Source organism: Rhodococcus artemisiae, assembly GCF_036327795.1.
In the GTDB taxonomy this organism is placed as follows: domain Bacteria; phylum Actinomycetota; class Actinomycetes; order Mycobacteriales; family Mycobacteriaceae; genus Rhodococcus; species Rhodococcus artemisiae.
Genome location: NZ_JAUTXY010000006.1, coordinates 53518 through 70085, shown reverse-complemented (window position 1 = coordinate 70085; position 16568 = coordinate 53518). Strand labels below are relative to the sequence as shown.

At 66.9% G+C, this 16568-nt stretch carries 20 protein-coding genes; 8 read left to right on the top strand and 12 right to left on the bottom strand.

Going from position 1 to position 16568, the window contains the following annotated elements; all coding sequences use genetic code 11:
- Window positions 1–19: 19 nt before the first annotated feature.
- Genes rlmB through carD form a run of 5 tightly spaced genes read right to left on the bottom strand, consistent with a single transcriptional unit; the run spans window position 20 to window position 4112 of the window.
- A complete protein-coding gene (gene rlmB / locus Q7514_RS14655) occupies window positions 20–979 on the bottom strand; it encodes a 23S rRNA (guanosine(2251)-2'-O)-methyltransferase RlmB (protein ID WP_330134004.1) in 960 nt (319 codons plus the stop codon).
- Window positions 979–2373 (bottom strand): cysteine--tRNA ligase, encoded by a 1395-nt coding sequence (gene cysS / locus Q7514_RS14650; RefSeq protein ID WP_330134003.1) that lies wholly within the window; start codon window positions 2371–2373, stop codon window positions 979–981. Before cysS ends, rlmB begins: the two co-directional genes overlap by 1 nt.
- 11 nt (window positions 2374–2384) lie before the next feature.
- A complete protein-coding gene (gene ispF / locus Q7514_RS14645) occupies window positions 2385–2861 on the bottom strand; it encodes a 2-C-methyl-D-erythritol 2,4-cyclodiphosphate synthase (RefSeq protein WP_330134001.1) in 477 nt (158 codons plus the stop codon).
- A gap of 6 nt (window positions 2862–2867) precedes the next feature.
- Window positions 2868–3584, bottom strand: coding sequence for a 2-C-methyl-D-erythritol 4-phosphate cytidylyltransferase (gene ispD, locus Q7514_RS14640; RefSeq protein ID WP_330134252.1), 717 nt, complete (start codon window positions 3582–3584; stop codon window positions 2868–2870).
- A 39-nt stretch (window positions 3585–3623) separates the two neighbouring features.
- On the bottom strand, window positions 3624–4112 hold the full coding sequence (carD, locus tag Q7514_RS14635) for an RNA polymerase-binding transcription factor CarD (protein WP_132473223.1): 489 nt from the start codon (window positions 4110–4112) through the stop codon (window positions 3624–3626).
- A 274-nt stretch (window positions 4113–4386) separates the two neighbouring features.
- On the opposite strand from carD, the gene Q7514_RS14630 reads away from it, so the two are divergent.
- Together Q7514_RS14630 and radA are read left to right on the top strand one after the other, a co-directional pair.
- Entirely contained in the window at window positions 4387–5016 is a 630-nt protein-coding gene (locus Q7514_RS14630; protein WP_330134000.1) for a hypothetical protein, read from the top strand.
- 100 nt (window positions 5017–5116) lie between these two features.
- Entirely contained in the window at window positions 5117–6505 is a 1389-nt protein-coding gene (radA, locus tag Q7514_RS14625; RefSeq protein WP_330133999.1) for a DNA repair protein RadA, read from the top strand.
- On the opposite strand, the gene Q7514_RS14620 is transcribed toward radA, so the two are convergent.
- A complete protein-coding gene (locus tag Q7514_RS14620; RefSeq protein ID WP_330133998.1) occupies window positions 6502–7281 on the bottom strand; it encodes a crotonase/enoyl-CoA hydratase family protein in 780 nt (259 codons plus the stop codon). The genes radA and Q7514_RS14620 overlap by 4 nt on opposite strands.
- Window positions 7282–7353: 72 nt before the next feature.
- Between Q7514_RS14620 and dinB the strand changes: the two genes are divergently transcribed.
- The gene (dinB, locus tag Q7514_RS14615; RefSeq protein ID WP_330133997.1) at window positions 7354–8601 is read left to right on the top strand and encodes a DNA polymerase IV; all 1248 of its coding nucleotides are present in this window, start codon (window positions 7354–7356) and stop codon (window positions 8599–8601) included.
- Window positions 8602–8610: 9 nt separating this feature from the next.
- Here the strand turns inward: dinB and Q7514_RS14610 are convergent, their stop codons facing one another.
- Window positions 8611–9171 (bottom strand): PaaI family thioesterase, encoded by a 561-nt coding sequence (locus tag Q7514_RS14610; RefSeq protein ID WP_330133996.1) that lies wholly within the window; start codon window positions 9169–9171, stop codon window positions 8611–8613.
- A gap of 94 nt (window positions 9172–9265) precedes the next feature.
- Between Q7514_RS14610 and disA the strand changes: the two genes are divergently transcribed.
- The gene (disA, locus tag Q7514_RS14605) at window positions 9266–10348 is read left to right on the top strand and encodes a DNA integrity scanning diadenylate cyclase DisA (RefSeq protein WP_330133995.1); all 1083 of its coding nucleotides are present in this window, start codon (window positions 9266–9268) and stop codon (window positions 10346–10348) included.
- A gap of 26 nt (window positions 10349–10374) precedes the next feature.
- On the opposite strand, the gene Q7514_RS14600 is transcribed toward disA, so the two are convergent.
- Together Q7514_RS14600 and Q7514_RS14595 are read right to left on the bottom strand one after the other, a co-directional pair.
- A complete protein-coding gene (locus tag Q7514_RS14600) occupies window positions 10375–11148 on the bottom strand; it encodes a hypothetical protein (RefSeq protein WP_330133994.1) in 774 nt (257 codons plus the stop codon).
- Window positions 11149–11205: 57 nt separating this feature from the next.
- Entirely contained in the window at window positions 11206–11832 is a 627-nt protein-coding gene (locus Q7514_RS14595; RefSeq protein ID WP_330133993.1) for a carbonic anhydrase, read from the bottom strand.
- Between the two features lie 95 nt (window positions 11833–11927).
- Here Q7514_RS14595 and Q7514_RS14590 point away from each other — a divergent pair, with 95 nt between their 5' ends.
- On the top strand, window positions 11928–12809 hold the full coding sequence (locus Q7514_RS14590) for an HhH-GPD family protein (RefSeq protein ID WP_330133992.1): 882 nt from the start codon (window positions 11928–11930) through the stop codon (window positions 12807–12809).
- On the opposite strand, the gene Q7514_RS14585 is transcribed toward Q7514_RS14590, so the two are convergent.
- Window positions 12806–13561: an alpha/beta fold hydrolase gene (locus Q7514_RS14585; RefSeq protein WP_330133991.1), complete on the bottom strand. Its 756-nt coding sequence runs from the start codon at window positions 13559–13561 to the stop codon at window positions 12806–12808. The two genes, Q7514_RS14590 and Q7514_RS14585, sit on opposite strands and share 4 nt — an antisense overlap.
- Before the next feature lie 33 nt (window positions 13562–13594).
- On the opposite strand from Q7514_RS14585, the gene Q7514_RS14580 reads away from it, so the two are divergent.
- On the top strand, window positions 13595–13900 hold the full coding sequence (locus Q7514_RS14580) for an antibiotic biosynthesis monooxygenase family protein (RefSeq protein WP_054713867.1): 306 nt from the start codon (window positions 13595–13597) through the stop codon (window positions 13898–13900).
- Entirely contained in the window at window positions 13900–14424 is a 525-nt protein-coding gene (locus tag Q7514_RS14575) for a DUF1990 family protein (RefSeq protein ID WP_330133990.1), read from the top strand. Before Q7514_RS14580 ends, Q7514_RS14575 begins: the two co-directional genes overlap by 1 nt.
- On the opposite strand, the gene Q7514_RS14570 is transcribed toward Q7514_RS14575, so the two are convergent.
- Window positions 14415–14816 carry a nuclear transport factor 2 family protein gene (locus Q7514_RS14570; RefSeq protein ID WP_330133989.1) on the bottom strand — a complete coding sequence of 134 codons (402 nt, stop codon included), beginning with the start codon at window positions 14814–14816 and terminating at the stop codon, window positions 14415–14417. The two genes, Q7514_RS14575 and Q7514_RS14570, sit on opposite strands and share 10 nt — an antisense overlap.
- Before the next feature lie 77 nt (window positions 14817–14893).
- Between Q7514_RS14570 and Q7514_RS14565 the strand changes: the two genes are divergently transcribed.
- Complete coding sequence (locus tag Q7514_RS14565) at window positions 14894–15769, top strand: helix-turn-helix domain-containing protein (RefSeq protein WP_330133988.1); 876 nt, start codon at window positions 14894–14896, stop codon at window positions 15767–15769.
- Between the two features lie 7 nt (window positions 15770–15776).
- Here Q7514_RS14565 and Q7514_RS14560 read toward each other — a convergent pair whose 3' ends face one another.
- Window positions 15777–16511: a DsbA family oxidoreductase gene (locus Q7514_RS14560; RefSeq protein ID WP_330133987.1), complete on the bottom strand. Its 735-nt coding sequence runs from the start codon at window positions 16509–16511 to the stop codon at window positions 15777–15779.
- Window positions 16512–16568 lie beyond the last annotated feature (57 nt).

Sequence of the window (16568 nt, the reverse complement as noted above, 5' to 3'; positions counted from 1 at the left end):
CGACTGCCCAGGAGAAGTCTCAGGAGCGACGACGGCGCGAGATGTCGGCGAGCACCACGCCTGCCGCGACCGACGCGTTGAGCGACTCCACCTCGCCGGCCATCGGGATGGACAGGATCGAATCGCACGTCTCACGGACGAGCCGCGAGAGCCCCTTGCCTTCGGACCCCACCACCACGACCACGGGATCGGTGCCGTCGAAATCGTCGAGATCGGTGTCGCCACCGGCATCGAGACCGACGACACGGATGCCCTGGGACTGCCAGTCCTTGAGCGTGCGCGTCAGGTTGGTTGCCCGGGCGACAGGAAGCCGCGCCGCGGCACCCGCGCTGGTACGCCATGCGACAGCGGTCACCGACGCGCTCCGACGCTGAGGAATCACCACGCCGTGGCCACCGAACGCCGCAACGGACCGGATGATCGCACCGAGGTTGCGCGGGTCGGAAATGTTGTCGAGCGCCACCAGCAGAGGCCGCTCGTGCCGTTCCTTGGCGCGCACGATCAGATCATCGGGATGCACGTAGCGGTACGGCGGCACCTGAAGGCCGATGCCCTGGTGCATTCCGTTGGCGGTGAGCCGGTCGAGTTCGCCGCGCTGCACTTCGAGGATCGAAATGCCGGCATCGGCCGCGCGCTGCACTGCTTCCTTGAGCCGGTCGTCGGCTTCCGCGCCGATCGCGACGTAGAGCGCGGTCGCGGGCACCTCGGCACGCAGGCACTCTACGACGGGGTTGCGCCCGAGAACCATCTCCGGCCCATCCTCCGGCTTACGTCCACCCGGACGACGACCACGGTTGTCGGCGGCCTTCGCCGATGCGCGAGCGCGCCGTGCCGCAGGATGGTACGAACGGTCCTCGGCCTTCGGGGTCGCTCCGCGGGCTTCGAGACCGCGTCGCCGCTGACCGCCCGAGCCGACGACCTGCCCTTTCTTCGTTCCGCCCTTGCGGATTGCTCCGCGACGCTGGGAATTGCCTGCCATCACTGCCCTGCTTTCAGGGACCACTCGGGTCCGTTCGGCGTATCCGTTACTTCGATCCCCGCCGCTGTCAGCCGGTCACGTACTTCGTCGGCGACCGCCCAGTTCTTCTCGGCGCGGGCGCTCTGTCGACGGTCGAGTTCTGCTCCCACCAGCACATCGAGGGCGGCGAGCGCACCCGACTCGTCGCCGGAGCTCTCCTGCCAGTGTGCATCGAGTGGATCGACGCCGAGGACCGAAAGCATCGCACGGATCTGAGAAGCGATACGCACCGCTTCGGTCAGGTCTCCGCTGTCGAGCGCTTTGTTGCCCTCGCTGCGACGGCCGTGGATCTCGGCGAGCGCCTTGGGTACACCGAGGTCGTCGTCGAGCGCTTCGGCGAAGGCGCCGGTCCACGTTCCGACGGGAACGTCGCCGGCCCGGTCGCGCGTCTTGAGCACGAACGACTCGAGTCCGCGGTAGGCCGCGGCCGCCTCGGCCAGCGCCGTGTCGGAGTACTCGAGCATCGACCGGTAGTGAGCGCTGCCGAGGTAGTAGCGCAGCTCCTGAGCTCGCACCCGGGTGAGGACGTTGGGGATGGACAGCACGTTGCCGAGTGACTTGGACATCTTCTCGCCGCCCATGGTCACCCAGCCGTTGTGCAGCCAGTAGCGGGCGAAGCCGTCGCCTGCGGCGCGGGCCTGCGCGATCTCGTTCTCATGGTGCGGGAACACCAGATCCATACCGCCGCAATGGATATCGAAAGTGCTACCGAGGTAGAACTCGGCCATGGCCGAGCATTCGAGGTGCCAACCCGGGCGGCCACGACCCCACGGGGTCGGCCACGACGGTTCGCCGGGCTTCTCCGCCTTCCACAACGTGAAGTCGCGGGAGTCGCGCTTGCCCTGCCCGACGCTCTCACCTTGATGGACGTCGTCGAGTTTGTGTCCCGACAGCGCGCCGTACTCGGGGAAGCTCATGACATCGAAGTAGACGTTGCCGTCGGATGCGTATGCGTGACCCGCGCCGATGAGGCGCTGCATCAACTCGACCATCTGGGTGATGTGCCCGGTCGCGCGCGGCTCCACGGAGGGCGGCAGCACGCCGAGTGCGTCGTAGGCGCGGGTGAAGGCGCGCTCGTACGTCGTCTTCCATTCCCACCAGGGACGGCCTGCTTCGCCGGCCTTGCGAAGGATCTTGTCGTCGATATCAGTGACGTTTCTCACAAACGCGACGTCGAGGCCTTTCGCTGCGAGCCACCGTCGCAGCACGTCGAATGCGACGCCGCTGCGCACGTGGCCGATATGCGGCTCACCCTGAACAGTGGCGCCACACAGGTACACCGAGGCGTGTCCGGGCACCAGCGGTTCGAAATCCCGCACGGCTCGTGTTTCGGTGTCGAAAAGGCGCAAAGTCACGACAGGCCATCCTACCGTTGATCGACGTCAGAGAATACGAGTGCGGTGGCGATAGCCGCCACACCTTCTCCACGGCCTGTCAGCCCGAGGCCGTCGGTTGTCGTTGCGGACACCGACACGGGCGCGCCGAGCAGATCGGACAGCACGCGCACGGCCTCGTCGCGGCGGGGGCCGATCTTCGGACGATTCCCGATCACCTGCACCGCAGCATTACCGATGACCCAGCCCGCTTCGGCCAGCAGCCGCCGCACCTCGGTGAGCATCGAGGCTCCCGACGCTCCCGCCGTCTCGGGTCGATCGGTCCCGAACACAGACCCCAGGTCGCCGAGGCCGGACGCCGACAGCAGCGCATCACACAACGCGTGCGCGGCGACGTCGCCGTCGGAGTGCCCCGAGCAACCGTCCGCATCGTCGAACAGCAGACCGGCAATCCAGCACGGGCGTCCAGGCTCCACCGGGTGTACGTCTGTTCCGATTCCGACACGCACGTGTGTTCAGTTCCCCTCTTCGGTCCGGTCGGCGGCCGCGAACAGAGCTCGGGCCAGCACCAGATCCAACGGTGTAGTGATCTTGAAGGCGAGTGGGTCGCCCGCCACGGTCTGTACGGATTCGCCGAGCCGTTCCACCAGCCCGGCATCGTCGGTCGCGTCGCCCGTATCGCGATTGGCGCGGTCGAGCAGGTCTGCGTCGAACCCCTGCGGTGTCTGCACCGCGCGCAAGGTCGCTCTGTCCGGGGTCCCGGTGACGACACCGCCGGAGTCGACGCTCTTGATGGTGTCGGTGACCGGCAGGACGGGAATCACCGCGCGTCGCCCGGCCCGCAATTCGTCGGCCACCCGAGTGAACAACTCCGGCGGAGTCAGCGCCCTCGCCGCGTCGTGCACGAGGACGAACTGTGCACCCGATGCCGCCCGCAGACCCGCTCGCACGGAATCCGCACGCTCCGCGCCACCCGCAGTGACCACGACCCGATCGGCGTACTTCTCCGATACGAGCTCCGCCGGGGGTGTCGCGGCAAGTTCGGGCGGTGCCACCACCACGACACGGTCGACCGCGCCCGAGCCGAGCATCGATTCGACCGCCAGGTCGAGCATGGTGCGCCCGCCCAGCTCGACGAATGCCTTGGGGAGTGATTCCCCCAGACGGACGCCGCGGCCGGCCGCCGGAATTATTCCGACGACCGGCCCGCTGCGATCGTGTACTTGCTGTATTCGATTCACTTGATGTTGATTCGAGCGTCGCGTCGCCTGTCAGGATGCGGCGGCGAGAACCTCGTCGAGCATGCTCTCGGCCTTGACGTTGTCAGTTCCCTCGGCGAGCGCGAGCTCGCCCACGAGAATCTGCCGGGCCTTGGCCAGCATTCTCTTCTCACCTGCAGAAAGGCCGCGGTCCTGTTCCCGGCGCCACAGGTCGCGAACTACTTCTGCAACCTTGTTGACATCGCCGGAGGCCAACTTCTCGATGTTGGCCTTGTACCGCCGTGACCAGTTGGTCGGTTCTTCTGTATGCGGTGCGCGCAGCACCTGGAAAACCTTGTCGAGGCCTTCTTGCCCCACTACGTCGCGAACTCCGACGTATTCGGCATTCTCAGCAGGTACCCGCACCGTGAGGTCGCCCTGCGCGACTTTCAGAACCAGATATTCCTTCTGCTCCCCCTTGATGGTGCGTGTTTCGATTGCTTCGATCAGCGCCGCACCGTGATGGGGGTATACGACGGTGTCTCCGACCTTGAAAATCATGTGTCCCGTGCCCCTTTCGATTCTTCGAGTTTAACACGTGACCACATCGGACTCTCATCAACAGCGCAGGTCAGGGGCATCGACACGTGAGCGTAGGGCTTGACAGGCAACCGGTTACGTGCATCCGGTGACGTGCGCCACACCCACCCGGACGAGGCGTTATGCCCCGTTGTGGTGCACAAAATGGCAATATCGATGACCCGACGCGCACTCCCGGTGCGACAACTACTACTCTGCCTAGTGGATTGCGAGCCTTACCCCGAGTGGAGGAAAAGTGACTGCTCTCAACACGTCGACTCGTCGAGTCGCGACCGCTGTCGCCCTGGCCGCGGGTGCGACGCTGACGTTGTCCGCGTGCAGCGCCGGTCAGATCACCCAGACCTCCGACCAGGTGGCTGCGATCAACGGCACCAACACGGACGTCGGCACCATTGCGCTGCGCAACGTGCACATCATCTACCCGGATTCCGAGGAGTACAGCATCGAGCCGGGCGGCACCGCTCTGCTGGGCTTCACCATCGCGAATCTCGACGGCTACCGCGGCGACGTCCTCACCGGCATCGAGACCGAGTTCGCGGGTTCGGTGACCGGCGCCGACGACATCGAGATCCCGGCACTGGGCTCGGTCATCGCGGGTGTCTCCGAAGAGACCACGGATCTCCTCGAGTCCGTCGACGAATCGCCGCAGCCCACCTCGCCGGAGGACACCCCCATCGTGCCCGCGGCTGTCGAGACCGTCGAACTCGTCGATCTGAAGGAAGGTGTCCGGCCCGGCCTGACCATCCCCTTCACCTTCTCCTTCCAGGAGGCCGGCGACGTGACTCTGGCCGTCCCGGTCGATGCGGGCCCGGTGCTCGAACGCCACGAGTCGGACCTGTCGCCGATCGTCGGCGAAGCGCACTGACCCAGCGCGACCACGCAGAACACTTCAGGAAGGCCTGGACGAGAACATTCTCGTCCAGGCCTTCCCGCGTTCTGTCACCACGTTCGCATATCCTCCGGCCGTGGCCAGAACCAAGACGATCTATCGCTGCTCCGATTGCTCGCACACCGTAGCCAAGTGGGTCGGACGTTGCCCGGAGTGCGGAACGTGGGGATCGCTGGACGAGGCGCCACTACAGCCCGCAGCCGTTGCGTCGCGCGCGGGCACCTCGCTCGCGCGGGCGGGCGCCGCGGCCATCCTCCCGACCACCCCGGCTACTCCCCTGACCCGGATCGACGGGAAGGAAACTGCCGCCAAGTCCACCGGCATCTCCGAACTCGATCGCGTCCTCGGCGGCGGGATCGTGCCCGGATCCGTCGTCCTGCTCGCGGGCGAACCGGGCGTCGGCAAGTCGACGCTGCTTCTCGAGGTCGTACACCGCTGGGCCCAGCGCGGCGCCGACGACAGATCGCTGTACGTGACAGGCGAGGAATCCGCCGGTCAGGTCCGGCTCCGCGCCGATCGCACCGGATCCGTCCACGAGCGGGTCTATCTGGCGGCCGAATCCGATCTGGCGACGATCTTCGGCCACGTCGAGCAGGTCAAGCCGACGCTGCTCGTCGTCGACTCGGTGCAGACGATGCTCGCCGCCGATGTCGATGGTGTGTCCGGCGGTGTCACCCAGGTCAAGGCCGTCACGAGCGCACTGACCTCGCTCGCGAAGGCGAGCGGGATCCCCGTGTTGCTGATCGGTCACGTCACCAAGGACGGCGCGGTCGCGGGCCCGCGCTCGCTCGAGCACCTCGTCGACGTCGTCCTGCACTTCGAAGGCGACAAGCATTCGACGCTACGCATGGTGCGCGGGGTCAAGAACCGGTTCGGCGCGGCCGAGGAGGTGGGCTGCTTCGAGCTCACCGAAGGCGGCATCGTCGAGGTGAGCGACCCGTCGGGATTGTTCCTCCAGCACCGGAACGAGGAGGTCTCGGGCACGGCAGTGACCGTCACGATGGACGGCAAACGCCCGCTGCTCGGCGAAGTACAGGCACTCGTCGTGCACACCCAGAATCCGTCACCGCGGCGCGCGGTGAGCGGCCTGGATTCTGCGCGCGTCGCGATGGTCCTCGCCGTGCTCGAACGGCGCTGCAACATCCGCGACCTCGGGAAATGCGACGTGTACGCGTCGACGGTCGGAGGCATGCGGATCACCGACCCGTCCGCCGACCTCGCGTTGGCGCTCGCGATCGTGTCCGCGGTGCGGGATCAGCCGGTCCCGCCCGGCACCGTGCTGCTCGGCGAGGTCGGGCTGGCAGGTGAGGTCCGGCGCGTGGCCGGCGCCGGTCGGCGGCTCACAGAAGCACACCGGCTGGGGTTCTCCCGTGGAGTGGTCCCCCGCAACACCGAGGGCGCACCCTCCGGTATGAAGGTCCGCGAGGTGACGAACCTCGGGCAGGCGCTCATGAACATCGGTTAGCGGAAGGCACCGTGCCGGCCCTCGCCCGACGCGAACCGCGCGGCACCGGCGACACCTTCCCGCTCGACGATCGGCACACCGTGGGCGCCCTCGGCACGCAGTGCGGTGTCGAGCGGCAGATCGAACGACCGGTAGGCCGATGCACGGTCGACGGACATGCATTCCTGCGGGAATGCCGCCAGTTGTTGCGCGATCTGCTGCGCCGCAGCACGCGATGATCCCGCGTCGACGACCCGATTGACGAGCCCGAACGACAGAGCCTCGGTTGCGTCCACCGCGCGGCCGGTGAGGATCATGTCGAGTGCCCGGCCCTGCCCGATGATCCGAGGCAGCCGCACGGTGCCGCCGTCGATGAGCGGTACGCCCCAGCGGCGGCAGAACACCCCGAAGACCGCGTCGGATTCGCACACGCGCAGGTCTGCAAGCAGTGCGAGTTCGAGTCCACCTGCGACCGCGTACCCGCTCACCGCCGCGACGAGCGGTTTGGACAGCGCTATCCGGGACGGCCCCATCGGGCCTGTTCCGCCGCCCTCCGGGTCGAGTTCGTGGCGCCGCTGCGGATCGCCCACGGCGGTGAGGTCGGCGCCGGCACAGAAATGACCGCCGGCACCCCAGAGCACCGCGACACGTTGCTCGTCGTCGGCGTCGAACTGTTCGAAGGCCTCGCGGAGCTGCGCAGCCATCGGTCCGTCCACGGCATTCCTGCGATCGGGACGGTTGAGCACGATGGTGGTGACGGCACCGTCGCGTTCGACAACGACGTCGGGGGCAGGCATGAATTGTTTCTAGCACCGCGGAGTCGGTAGTTATGTCGTATCGGGCTTTCTGTCGGACCCCCATGCGAACATATGTTCGTGTCCGCCCGCGCAACGATCCTCCACGCCGACCTCGACGCGTTCTACGCGTCGGTCGAGCAACGCGACGATCCGTGGCTTCGAGGCAAGCCCGTGGTGGTCGGCGGTGGCGTCGTCCTGGCCGCAAGCTACGAGGCGAAGGCCTACGGAATCAAGACACCCATGCCGGGCCGTGCTGCCCGTGCTCTGTGCCCCCACGTGATCTCGATGCCGCCGCGCATGAACGCCTATTCGCGGGCGTCGAAGGAGGTGTTCGCGATCTTCGATCGGGTCTCGCCCGTCGTCGAAGGTGTCTCCATCGACGAGGCGTTCCTCGACGTGTCGGGGCTGCGACGCATCTCGGGCGAGCCGGCGGACATCGCAGCGCGTCTGCGCGCCACGGTCATGGCCGAGGTCGGCCTGCCGATCACCGTGGGTGTGGCCCGAACGAAGTTCCTCGCGAAGGTCGCGAGCGGCGTCGCGAAACCGGACGGACTGCTCGTCGTCCCACCCGACCGCGAACTCGAGTTCCTCCACCCACTGCCCGTCGAACGCCTGTGGGGCGTCGGCAAGGTCACCGCCGCGACGCTGCACGCGCACGGCCTGCGTTCGGTCGCCGATATCGCGAAGGAATCCGAATCCGATCTCGTCTCGCTGCTCGGCCGGGCAACGGGCCGACACCTGCACGCGCTCGCGACCGGACACGACCCGCGGCCCGTTCACCGGCAACGCCGACGTTCGATGGGTGCCCAGCACGCACTCGGCCGGGGAGCCCACAGCATCGAGTCCGTCGACGCGACGCTGCAATTGCTCGTCGACAAGGTCGCCGGCCGGATGCGCCGCGCCCACCGGATAGGCCGCACGGTAGTGCTGAGGCTGCGCTTCGCCGACTACACGCGTGTCACGCGGTCGCACACGCTCGGTGTCCCTACCACACGCACAGACATCCTCAGCGGCACCGCACGTGCACTGCTCGAATCGACAAGACCACTGGTCGCCGACCGCGGGCTCACCCTGATCGGCGTCGCGGTGACGAACCTGGACGGCGAGGGCATCGAGCAGCTCGAGCTTCCCTTCGACCAGCCGGTGCCTGCACACGATCCGGCAGCAAGCGAGATCCCCACAACCCATCGCCCGATCGACCGGCACGCCCTCGACACGGTCCTCGACGACGTCCACGACCGGTTCGGAGCCGGAGCTCTGACCTCCGCGACGCTACTGGGCCGCGACCACAGGCAGGGCGTTCCGATGCTCCCCGATTGAGAAGCACCCTCAGATCGACGAAATGTCTTCGGATCCGGGCAGTCCGTCGGCGAAATCCTTGCCCTTCTCGAAATGCTCGTGCCCGACCAGCACGAACAATCCGTGCGAGCTCCCCACGATCACGTCGGGGTCGGCGAACGGTCCGTCGACGATGCGCACATCGGCACTCGTGTACACCTTTCGGCGCACCGTCCCGTCGACCCGGGCGGTGAATTCGAGGACCGCACCCAGCGGGATGGGGCGCTTGAAATCGGTGCCCATGTGCCCGGTGACCACGGGCTTACGGAACACGGCGTTACAGGCGAAACCCTGGATCTCGTCGAACGCCGTCATGAGAATGCCGCCGTGGATGAACCCCGGCCCGCCCTGGAAGCGCGTGGCGACCTCGAACCGGCCCCGGACCGAGAGTCCCTCACCGACCGTGCACTCCATCGCGAGGCCGGTCGGCTGATCGTCGCCGCAACCGAGACACTTGGACCAGTGCTGGGGTATCGGCGCACCCGGACCGGGATGATCCTCGCGAAGATCAGGAACGACGAGGTCGTCGGGCAAGGTCCAGAGACTACTCATGAGCAAGTAATGTAGTTGCGCGCTCGCTTGCGACTTTTCCGTGGCCTGCGCGAATGTGACGAGAAACGCACGCGCCGCCAGGAGGACTTCGCACATGACCGAGTCGGCCGACGCTGCGACGTTGAACGAGACGATCGCGCGTCTGGCACCCGGCACAGCTCTGCGCGACGGCCTCGAACGCATTCTGAGGGGCCGCACAGGCGGTCTGATCGTGCTCGGCTTCGACGAGCACGTCGCCTCGATCTGCGACGGCGGCTTCGAACTCGATGTCGAGTTCGCCCCGACCCGGTTGCGCGAGCTGTCGAAGATGGACGGCGCAGTGGTGGTGTCCTCCGACGGCACCCGGATCGTGCGCGCGAACGTGCAACTCGTGCCCGATCACCGCATTCCCACCGTCGAGTCCGGCACCCGACACCGCGCAGCCGAACGCACCGCCATCGAGACCGGGTATCCCGTGGTCTCGGTGAGCCAATCGATGAGCATCGTCAGTGTGTATGTCGAAGGGCGTCGGCACGTCATCGACGATTCGGCAATGATCCTCTCCAGAGCCAACCAGGCCGTGGCGACACTCGAGCGCTACAAGGCCCGGCTCGACGAGGTCACCCGGCAGCTCTCGGTCGTGGAGATCGAAGACATCGTGACGTTGCGTGATGCGCTCACGGTCGCGCAGCGCCTCGAGATGATGCATCGTCTGTCGGTGGAGATCGAGCAGGATGTGCTCGAGCTCGGAACCGACGGGCGACAGCTCGCATTGCAGCTCGAAGAGCTCGTCGGCGACAATCAACTCGCCCGGCAGCTGCTGGTGCTCGACTATCTTGCCGGTACCGATTCACCGTCGGTCCTCGACGTGGAGCAGGCACTCGATGCACTGGGGGCCCTGACCGACGTCGACCTCCTCGACCTCACGACACTCGCGCGGGCGTTCGGATATCCGAGCACCATCGAAGCGCTGGACACCCCGATGAGCCCGCGCGGATACCGCGTCCTCAATCGTGTTCCGCGGCTTCGCGCACGTCAGATCGACCGGCTGGTGACCGCTTTCGGGACACTGCAGGGTCTACTTGCCGCGACGGCCGCGGATCTTCAGGCCGTCGAAGGCATCGGAGCGCTGTGGGCGCGGTACATCCGCGAGGGCCTCTCACGCCTGGCCGAGGCGTCGATCAACCACTACGACTAGCACTCCTGCTCAGGGCGCGATACGGCTCACGCGGTCACGTTGAACGGCTCCGGCGTGCTGCGCAGGCCACCGAGTTGCCCGACTACCGTGTACGCCCCCGGCTGGACCGGTTCCCGCGGCGCCTCGCACCCGGGCTCGGAGGTCGTACCCGACCACTGCACCGAGAATGCCGCCTGATCGCCTGGTTGGAGTGAGCGCACATCGGCGGTCGAGTCCGGGAAACAGTCGGTGTTCGCCCACACTCGCTGGTTGCCGTCGAGGGTGTACACGAGGACCTGCTGAAGCCCCGCACCGAGATCGCGCTCGCACTGGGAGGTACCGATGTTGGTGATGACGATCGTGAATTCCGGTTCGGTTCCGACCTGGTAATTGGGTTCACCGGCCGTCACACGCACTGCGAGCGATTGATCGGAACACTGCCCGGGCGGCGTCGATGCGGCCGCCGGTGTGGTGCCGTCCTCCGAGCCCGGCTCGGCAGAACCTGACGTGGTGGACGACGCGGAGGACCCCGAATCGGACGCGTTCGAGGAATCCGAGCCTTCGGAGCCACCGGTGGCCGAGCCGCCACCGTCCGAACCGGTCTCTGCGCCGGCTTCTACACCGGAGCCGTCCGGTGTGGTTGTGGCGGTCTCGGACATCGTGGTCTCGGAGGCCGCGGGTTCTGTTTCCGGATCATCGCCGCTGGTGAAGGCGAGAACCGCCCAGATGACCAACGCCAACACGACCACCGCGACGACGATCGCGAGAACACGGCGTCGCCAGTAGATCTCAGGAGGAAGTGGGCCGTTGGGTTCAAACACCCTTCACACGGTATGTGTCAGCTCGGGCGATAGCCACATGATCGGCGGCGTGTCGCGTCAGTCCGAGGTCACACCGATGTCGCCGATGTGGCCCTGCAGCTGTACGTGACCGTCGTCGAGCTTGTACGTCACACCCGCAACAGCGCACCGACCATCGGCGATGCGCTCCGCGATGATCTGCGATCGTTCGGTGAGCACCTTGCCTGTTTCCACGACGTGGCGCGCCTCGAGTTCGTCGACGGTGCTGAGCCCTTCCCGACGTCCGAGGAGGATCGACGGAGCGACCCGCTCGACGATGCTGCGGATGAAGCCCGACGGAACCTCGCCGCCGTCGAGTGCGTCGAGCGTCGCGCCGACAGCACCACAGCTGTCGTGTCCCAGCACGACGATCAGGGGCACATTGAGGATCTCGACTGCGTACTCGATCGAGCCCAGCACGGAGCTGTCGATGACATGCCCTGCGGTTCGGACGACGAACATGTCGCCCAGGCCCTGGTCGAAGATGATCTCGGCGGCGACGCGGGAGTCGCCGCATCCGAAGAGCACGGCGGTGGGATGCTGGCCGTTGACGAGCTCCGCGCGGCGGTCGATGCCCTGGCTGGGATGCAGCGGGGTGTCGCTGACGAAGCGCTGATTACCCTCGGTCAGGGCCTTCCACGCTGAGATGGGATTCGAGTTCGGCATACGCACATTATTCACCTGCGCTTGTGAACGGACTCACGCGGCTATGTTCCCGCCCGGTGAACAACACCGCATATCGCTACAGAAGGAGACGAGAGATGCCGGTCGATTCGGCCGTGATGCTGCGCTGGTACGCCGCCGAGGCGCGGGATCTTCCGTGGCGCCGCGAAGGGGTGACGGGGTGGCAGATCCTCATGTCGGAAGTCATGTTGCAGCAGACTCCCGTCGTGCGGGTCGCGCCGATCTGGGAAGAGTGGGTCCGGCGCTGGCCGGTCCCGTCGGCGATGGCCGCGTCGAGTCAGGCCGAGGTGCTGCGGGCCTGGGGCAAGCTCGGGTATCCGCGTCGGGCACTGCGCTTGCACGAGTGCGCCGGGGTCCTCGCCGCCGAGCACGACGACCGGGTCCCCGACGATGTCGACGTCCTGCTGTCGCTGCCGGGGATCGGGGCGTACACGGCCCGAGCAGTTGCATGTTTTGCGTATGGTCAGCGTGTTCCCGTGGTCGACACCAATGTGCGGCGCGTCGTCGCGCGCGCTGTCCACGGCAACGCGGAACCCGGGAACCCTTCCACCCGAAGGGACCTCGCAGACGTCGAGGTTCTGCTGCCTCGTACCCGCACGCGAGCCGCGACGTTCTCGGCCGCGTTGATGGAACTCGGCGCGACGGTGTGCACCGCACGCAACCCGGATTGCGATCGGTGTCCACTCCCTGAATGCGCCTGGGTGCAGGCCGGTCGTCCCGCCCACGACGGCCCCGCCAGGCGCGCGCAGAAGTTCGCCGGAACCGACCGTCAGGTGCGCGGAAAACTGATGGCCGTCCTCCGAGAGAGCGACACACCCGTCGCGCGTCCGGCGCTCGATCAGGTGTGGCTCACAGACCCGGGACAGCGCGACCGGGCACTGCATTCGTTGCTCGTCGACGGACTGGTCGAGCAGACCGACGACGGCCGCTTCGCCCTCGCCGGGGAGGGCGCCCGCTAACCGCGAGACCCAGGTCGGTCGAGAGCTGTCAGGAACCGCTCCACTTCCGTGCGGTACTCGTCGGGCCTGTCGTCGTGAACGAGATGTCCGGCGCCGGCGATACGCACATACTCGGTACCGGGCCGGTCACTCATCCGACGCATCTGTCCTTCCGGTGTGATGGTGAACTCGCCCTCGATGAGCAGCGCGGGCACCCGGATCGAGTACCACTCGTCCCAGAAAGCGCGAGTGCCCCATTCCTCCGAGATATCGCGAAATGTCGTGACCTCGCCGTGCAGGTGCCAGCCGTCGTCACGGCGTTCGAACGAGTCCAGGAAGTACTGTCCGGCCACCGGCCCGAAGAAGTCGATCATCGCCTGCTCGGTAGGGAACGGCTGCGGCCACTGTTCGATCATCGCGGCCCAGTTCGCTGCCGTACGCCCGCGGAAGTCCGGGGCCATGTCCTCGAGCACCAGCGCCGCCACACGGCCGGGATACGCCGCGGCGAGGCACCACGCGTGCAGTGCGCCCATCGAGTGCCCGATGACCACGAGCGGCTCGTCGAACCCGTCGAGATGGGATGCCAGGTCCGCGACGAACGCGTCGGTGGTCAACTCCGGGGGCGCGGGGCGTCCGTGGCCCGCCGCATCGAACGTGTGGACGTGGCCGTGCTCGCGTAGCCACGGCACGTGGCTACGCCATGTGCGCGCGCTTCCCATCAATCCGTGCAACAGCAGGATCGGACGTCCGCTACCACCCTCGTCGTGCAACACAATCGCCCAAGGTAACGGAGTACGCTCGCGCGCATGGCAGTCGTGAAGATCAACGCAATCGAAATCCCCGAGGGTGCAGGCCCCGAACTGGAGAAGCGGTTCGCCAATCGCGCGCACACCGTCGACAATTCCAAGGGCTTCCTCGGATTCCAGCTCCTCCGCCCGACTGCGGGCGAGACCCGCTACTTCGTCGTCACCCAGTGGGAGACCGAAGAGGACTTCGCCGCATGGCGCGACGGTGATGCCCGCGCAGCCCACGCCGGCGAGGCCAAGAAGCCTGTTGCGTCGGGCGCGTCGCTGCTCGAGTTCGAGGTCGTCCTCGACGTCAAGAAGTCCTGATGCCCGTGCCCGGTGGATCCGGGCGCGAGTTCAACTATCCCGATGTGGGCGCCGGCCGGGACGATGTCTCCCCGGCCGGCTACCGGTCGTTGGAGATGGTGCGTGAACTGGGCACCGGCGACCAGATTTTCGATGCTGCATCCCGCCGGTTGTTCGGCTGGCAGATGCATCGCGCCGCCGGTATCCGGCTGGCGCGCAGTACCCCGCCACCCGCCCCCGGAGTCGATGTACGTCTCGAATGGGGCGTCGGGCCGATCCGTGCGTCGGCGTGGTGCCGGGTGGTCGACGTCGTCGACGAGCCCGACCGCCGAGGTTTCGCGTACGGCACGCTGGCCGGGCACCCCGAGAGCGGCGAGGAGACCTTTCTCGTCGAACGCGACACCGACGCCCGCGTCACCGCGCGGATCACTGCGTTCTCCCGCCCGGCACGCTGGTACACCCGGCTCGCGGGCCCGCTCGGTCGCCTGGTGCAACGCCGGATCACGCAGCGCTACCTCGACGGGATCGCCGACGATCAGTGGTGAGCGTGCGAATCGAAACCGGCCGGAGCACGGTCCAGAAAGGTCGTCACACCGCGTACCCGGCCCCGATCGTCCACGACGAGAATGTCGGTTCCCGTCGCGAACGGATCCGCATCGGGGGTGATCAGCTCCCAGACCACCCGCGCCCGATCGTGATGGACATCGGGCTCACCGCGAAGTCCGAATTCGTAGCCCCTCATGTGTTCACTGAACTGCTTCCGGAAGTCGACGAGCGCGGCCGGACCGCCGAGTACCCCCACGGGTGCGCAGTATTCGACGTCGTCGGACCACGTGGCGCGGGTGAGCGACTCGTCGTCGCCGGAATTCCAGAACCGCACGTACCGCTCGATCGCGGCTGCAACGTCGGTTCCTTCGAGGTTCGTCGTATCGGTCATGTCGTCCTCCTGTCGGAATCGTGGTCGCGAAGTACTGCGACCGACTCGAGCCTGATCCATCCGGAGGCCGCGAGTCGATGACGTCGGAGGTCATTGCTGCACCGCACGCGGTCGCGGATCGTGGAGATATGGCCGATCACCCCGCAACACGTACAGGCCCCACCACACGCACAGGCCCCACCACACGCACAGACGAGGTCGGACTGCTTCTGAAGTCGTGGCGTGAGCAACGCGGACGCTCCCAACTCGAACTGTCGATCGCTGCAGACCTGTCGACCCGGCACCTCAGCTACGTCGAGACCGGTCGATCTGTTCCCGGCCGCGGTGTGATCGAACGATTGTCGGAAGAGCTCGGGATCCCGCTCCGAGAACGCAATCGGCTGTACCTCGCGGCGGGTTACGCGCCTGCCCATCCCGAGCATCCGCTCGAGGATCTGGGGGCCGCGCGGGATGCGGTGGAGGCGGTCCTCGGGGGACACGAGCCGAATCCGGCGATGGCGGTGAACGCACGCTGGGAACTACTCGCGGCGAACGGGCCTGCGAACGGCTTGCTCGCGGGCATCGCGCCCCATCTACTCGAACCGCCCGTCAACATCCTTCGGGCGACGCTCCACCCAGAGGGCCTGGCGCCGGCGATCCGCAACTTCGTGCCGTGGCGAGCCCACGTCCTCCGGAGGGTCGAGCGCCAACTGTCGCACACCGCGATGCCGGAGCTCACGCAGTTGCGCGATGAACTCGCGGAGTATCCGGTGCCGGAGCGACAGCGCGACGCCCACACGGTGCCGAACGATCTCGCGATGCCTCTCGTGTTCGCAACGGCTCACGGCGATCTCGCCCTGCTCTATACGACGACGGTGTTCGGGTCCCCGCACGATGTGACACTCGACGAGATCGCGGTCGAGACGTTCTTCCCCGCCGACGCCTCGACCGCGAGGATCCTCCGGTCGATGTGACGTGCGCTCACACGACGCAGCTGTCTCCCGCGCATCCGTCAGCGTCATCGGCAACCGGATCTACGACGGGCTCAGCGCTGTCTGCGTCTGAAATCGCGCGTTCCAGCAATGCGAGAAACACGTCCTCCGGCTGGGCACCCGACACCGCGACCGCGCGGTTGGCAACGAAGAACGGCACTCCCGTGACACCCAGCTGCCGGGCTTCGAGGAGGTCGGCACGCACAGCATCCGCAGCGGCGTCGGAGTCGAGATCCGCGCGGATCCGATCTGCATCCAGCCCCACCGAGACGGCGATGCGCACGAGCGCGTCACGATCGTCCACGATCTCACCGCCGACGAAATGCGCACGGAACAATGCGTCGAGCAGCTCGTCGCGCTTGTCGCCGGCGAGGTGCAGGAGCCGGTGCGCGTCGAAGGTGTTCGCCGCGATGACCGTGTCGAAGTCGATGTCCAACCCGACCTGCGCGGCGGTGGCAGATACCTGGGAGAACATCTTCCGCACCTGCTCGGCGGGCATGCCCTTCATCTCGACCAACGCGTCGATCTCGGGCTTCTTCAGGCCCGCTGGGGTGTCGGGCGCGAGCTGATACGACCGCCATGTCACCGTGATCCGATCACGCTGCGGGAATCCGGCGAGGGCGTCGGTGAATCGGCGCTTGCCGATGTAACACCACGGGCACGCGATGTCCGACCAGATCTCGATATGGGCGGTGGGAAGGGCGACGTCGGCAGGTGTGCTCACGAGTCGAACAACAGCATCACGGTCGCGAATTGTTCCCCCATCGGTGGAGCCGTATCT

Coding starts and splice junctions, on each gene's coding strand:
- rlmB (WP_330134004.1), bottom strand. CDS start 979: ATGGCAGGCAATTCCCAGCGTCGCGGAGCAATCCGCAAGGGCGGAACG.
- carD (WP_132473223.1), bottom strand. CDS start 4,112: ATGATTTTCAAGGTCGGAGACACCGTCGTATACCCCCATCACGGTGCG.
- Q7514_RS14620 (WP_330133998.1), bottom strand. CDS start 7,281: ATGCCTGCCCCCGACGTCGTTGTCGAACGCGACGGTGCCGTCACCACC.
- dinB (WP_330133997.1), top strand. CDS start 7,354: ATGTTCGTGTCCGCCCGCGCAACGATCCTCCACGCCGACCTCGACGCG.
- Q7514_RS14610 (WP_330133996.1), bottom strand. CDS start 9,171: ATGAGTAGTCTCTGGACCTTGCCCGACGACCTCGTCGTTCCTGATCTT.
- disA (WP_330133995.1), top strand. CDS start 9,266: ATGACCGAGTCGGCCGACGCTGCGACGTTGAACGAGACGATCGCGCGT.
- Q7514_RS14595 (WP_330133993.1), bottom strand. CDS start 11,832: ATGCCGAACTCGAATCCCATCTCAGCGTGGAAGGCCCTGACCGAGGGT.
- Q7514_RS14590 (WP_330133992.1), top strand. CDS start 11,928: ATGCCGGTCGATTCGGCCGTGATGCTGCGCTGGTACGCCGCCGAGGCG.
- Q7514_RS14580 (WP_054713867.1), top strand. CDS start 13,595: ATGGCAGTCGTGAAGATCAACGCAATCGAAATCCCCGAGGGTGCAGGC.
- Q7514_RS14575 (WP_330133990.1), top strand. CDS start 13,900: ATGCCCGTGCCCGGTGGATCCGGGCGCGAGTTCAACTATCCCGATGTG.
- Q7514_RS14570 (WP_330133989.1), bottom strand. CDS start 14,816: ATGACCGATACGACGAACCTCGAAGGAACCGACGTTGCAGCCGCGATC.
- Q7514_RS14565 (WP_330133988.1), top strand. CDS start 14,894: ATGACGTCGGAGGTCATTGCTGCACCGCACGCGGTCGCGGATCGTGGA.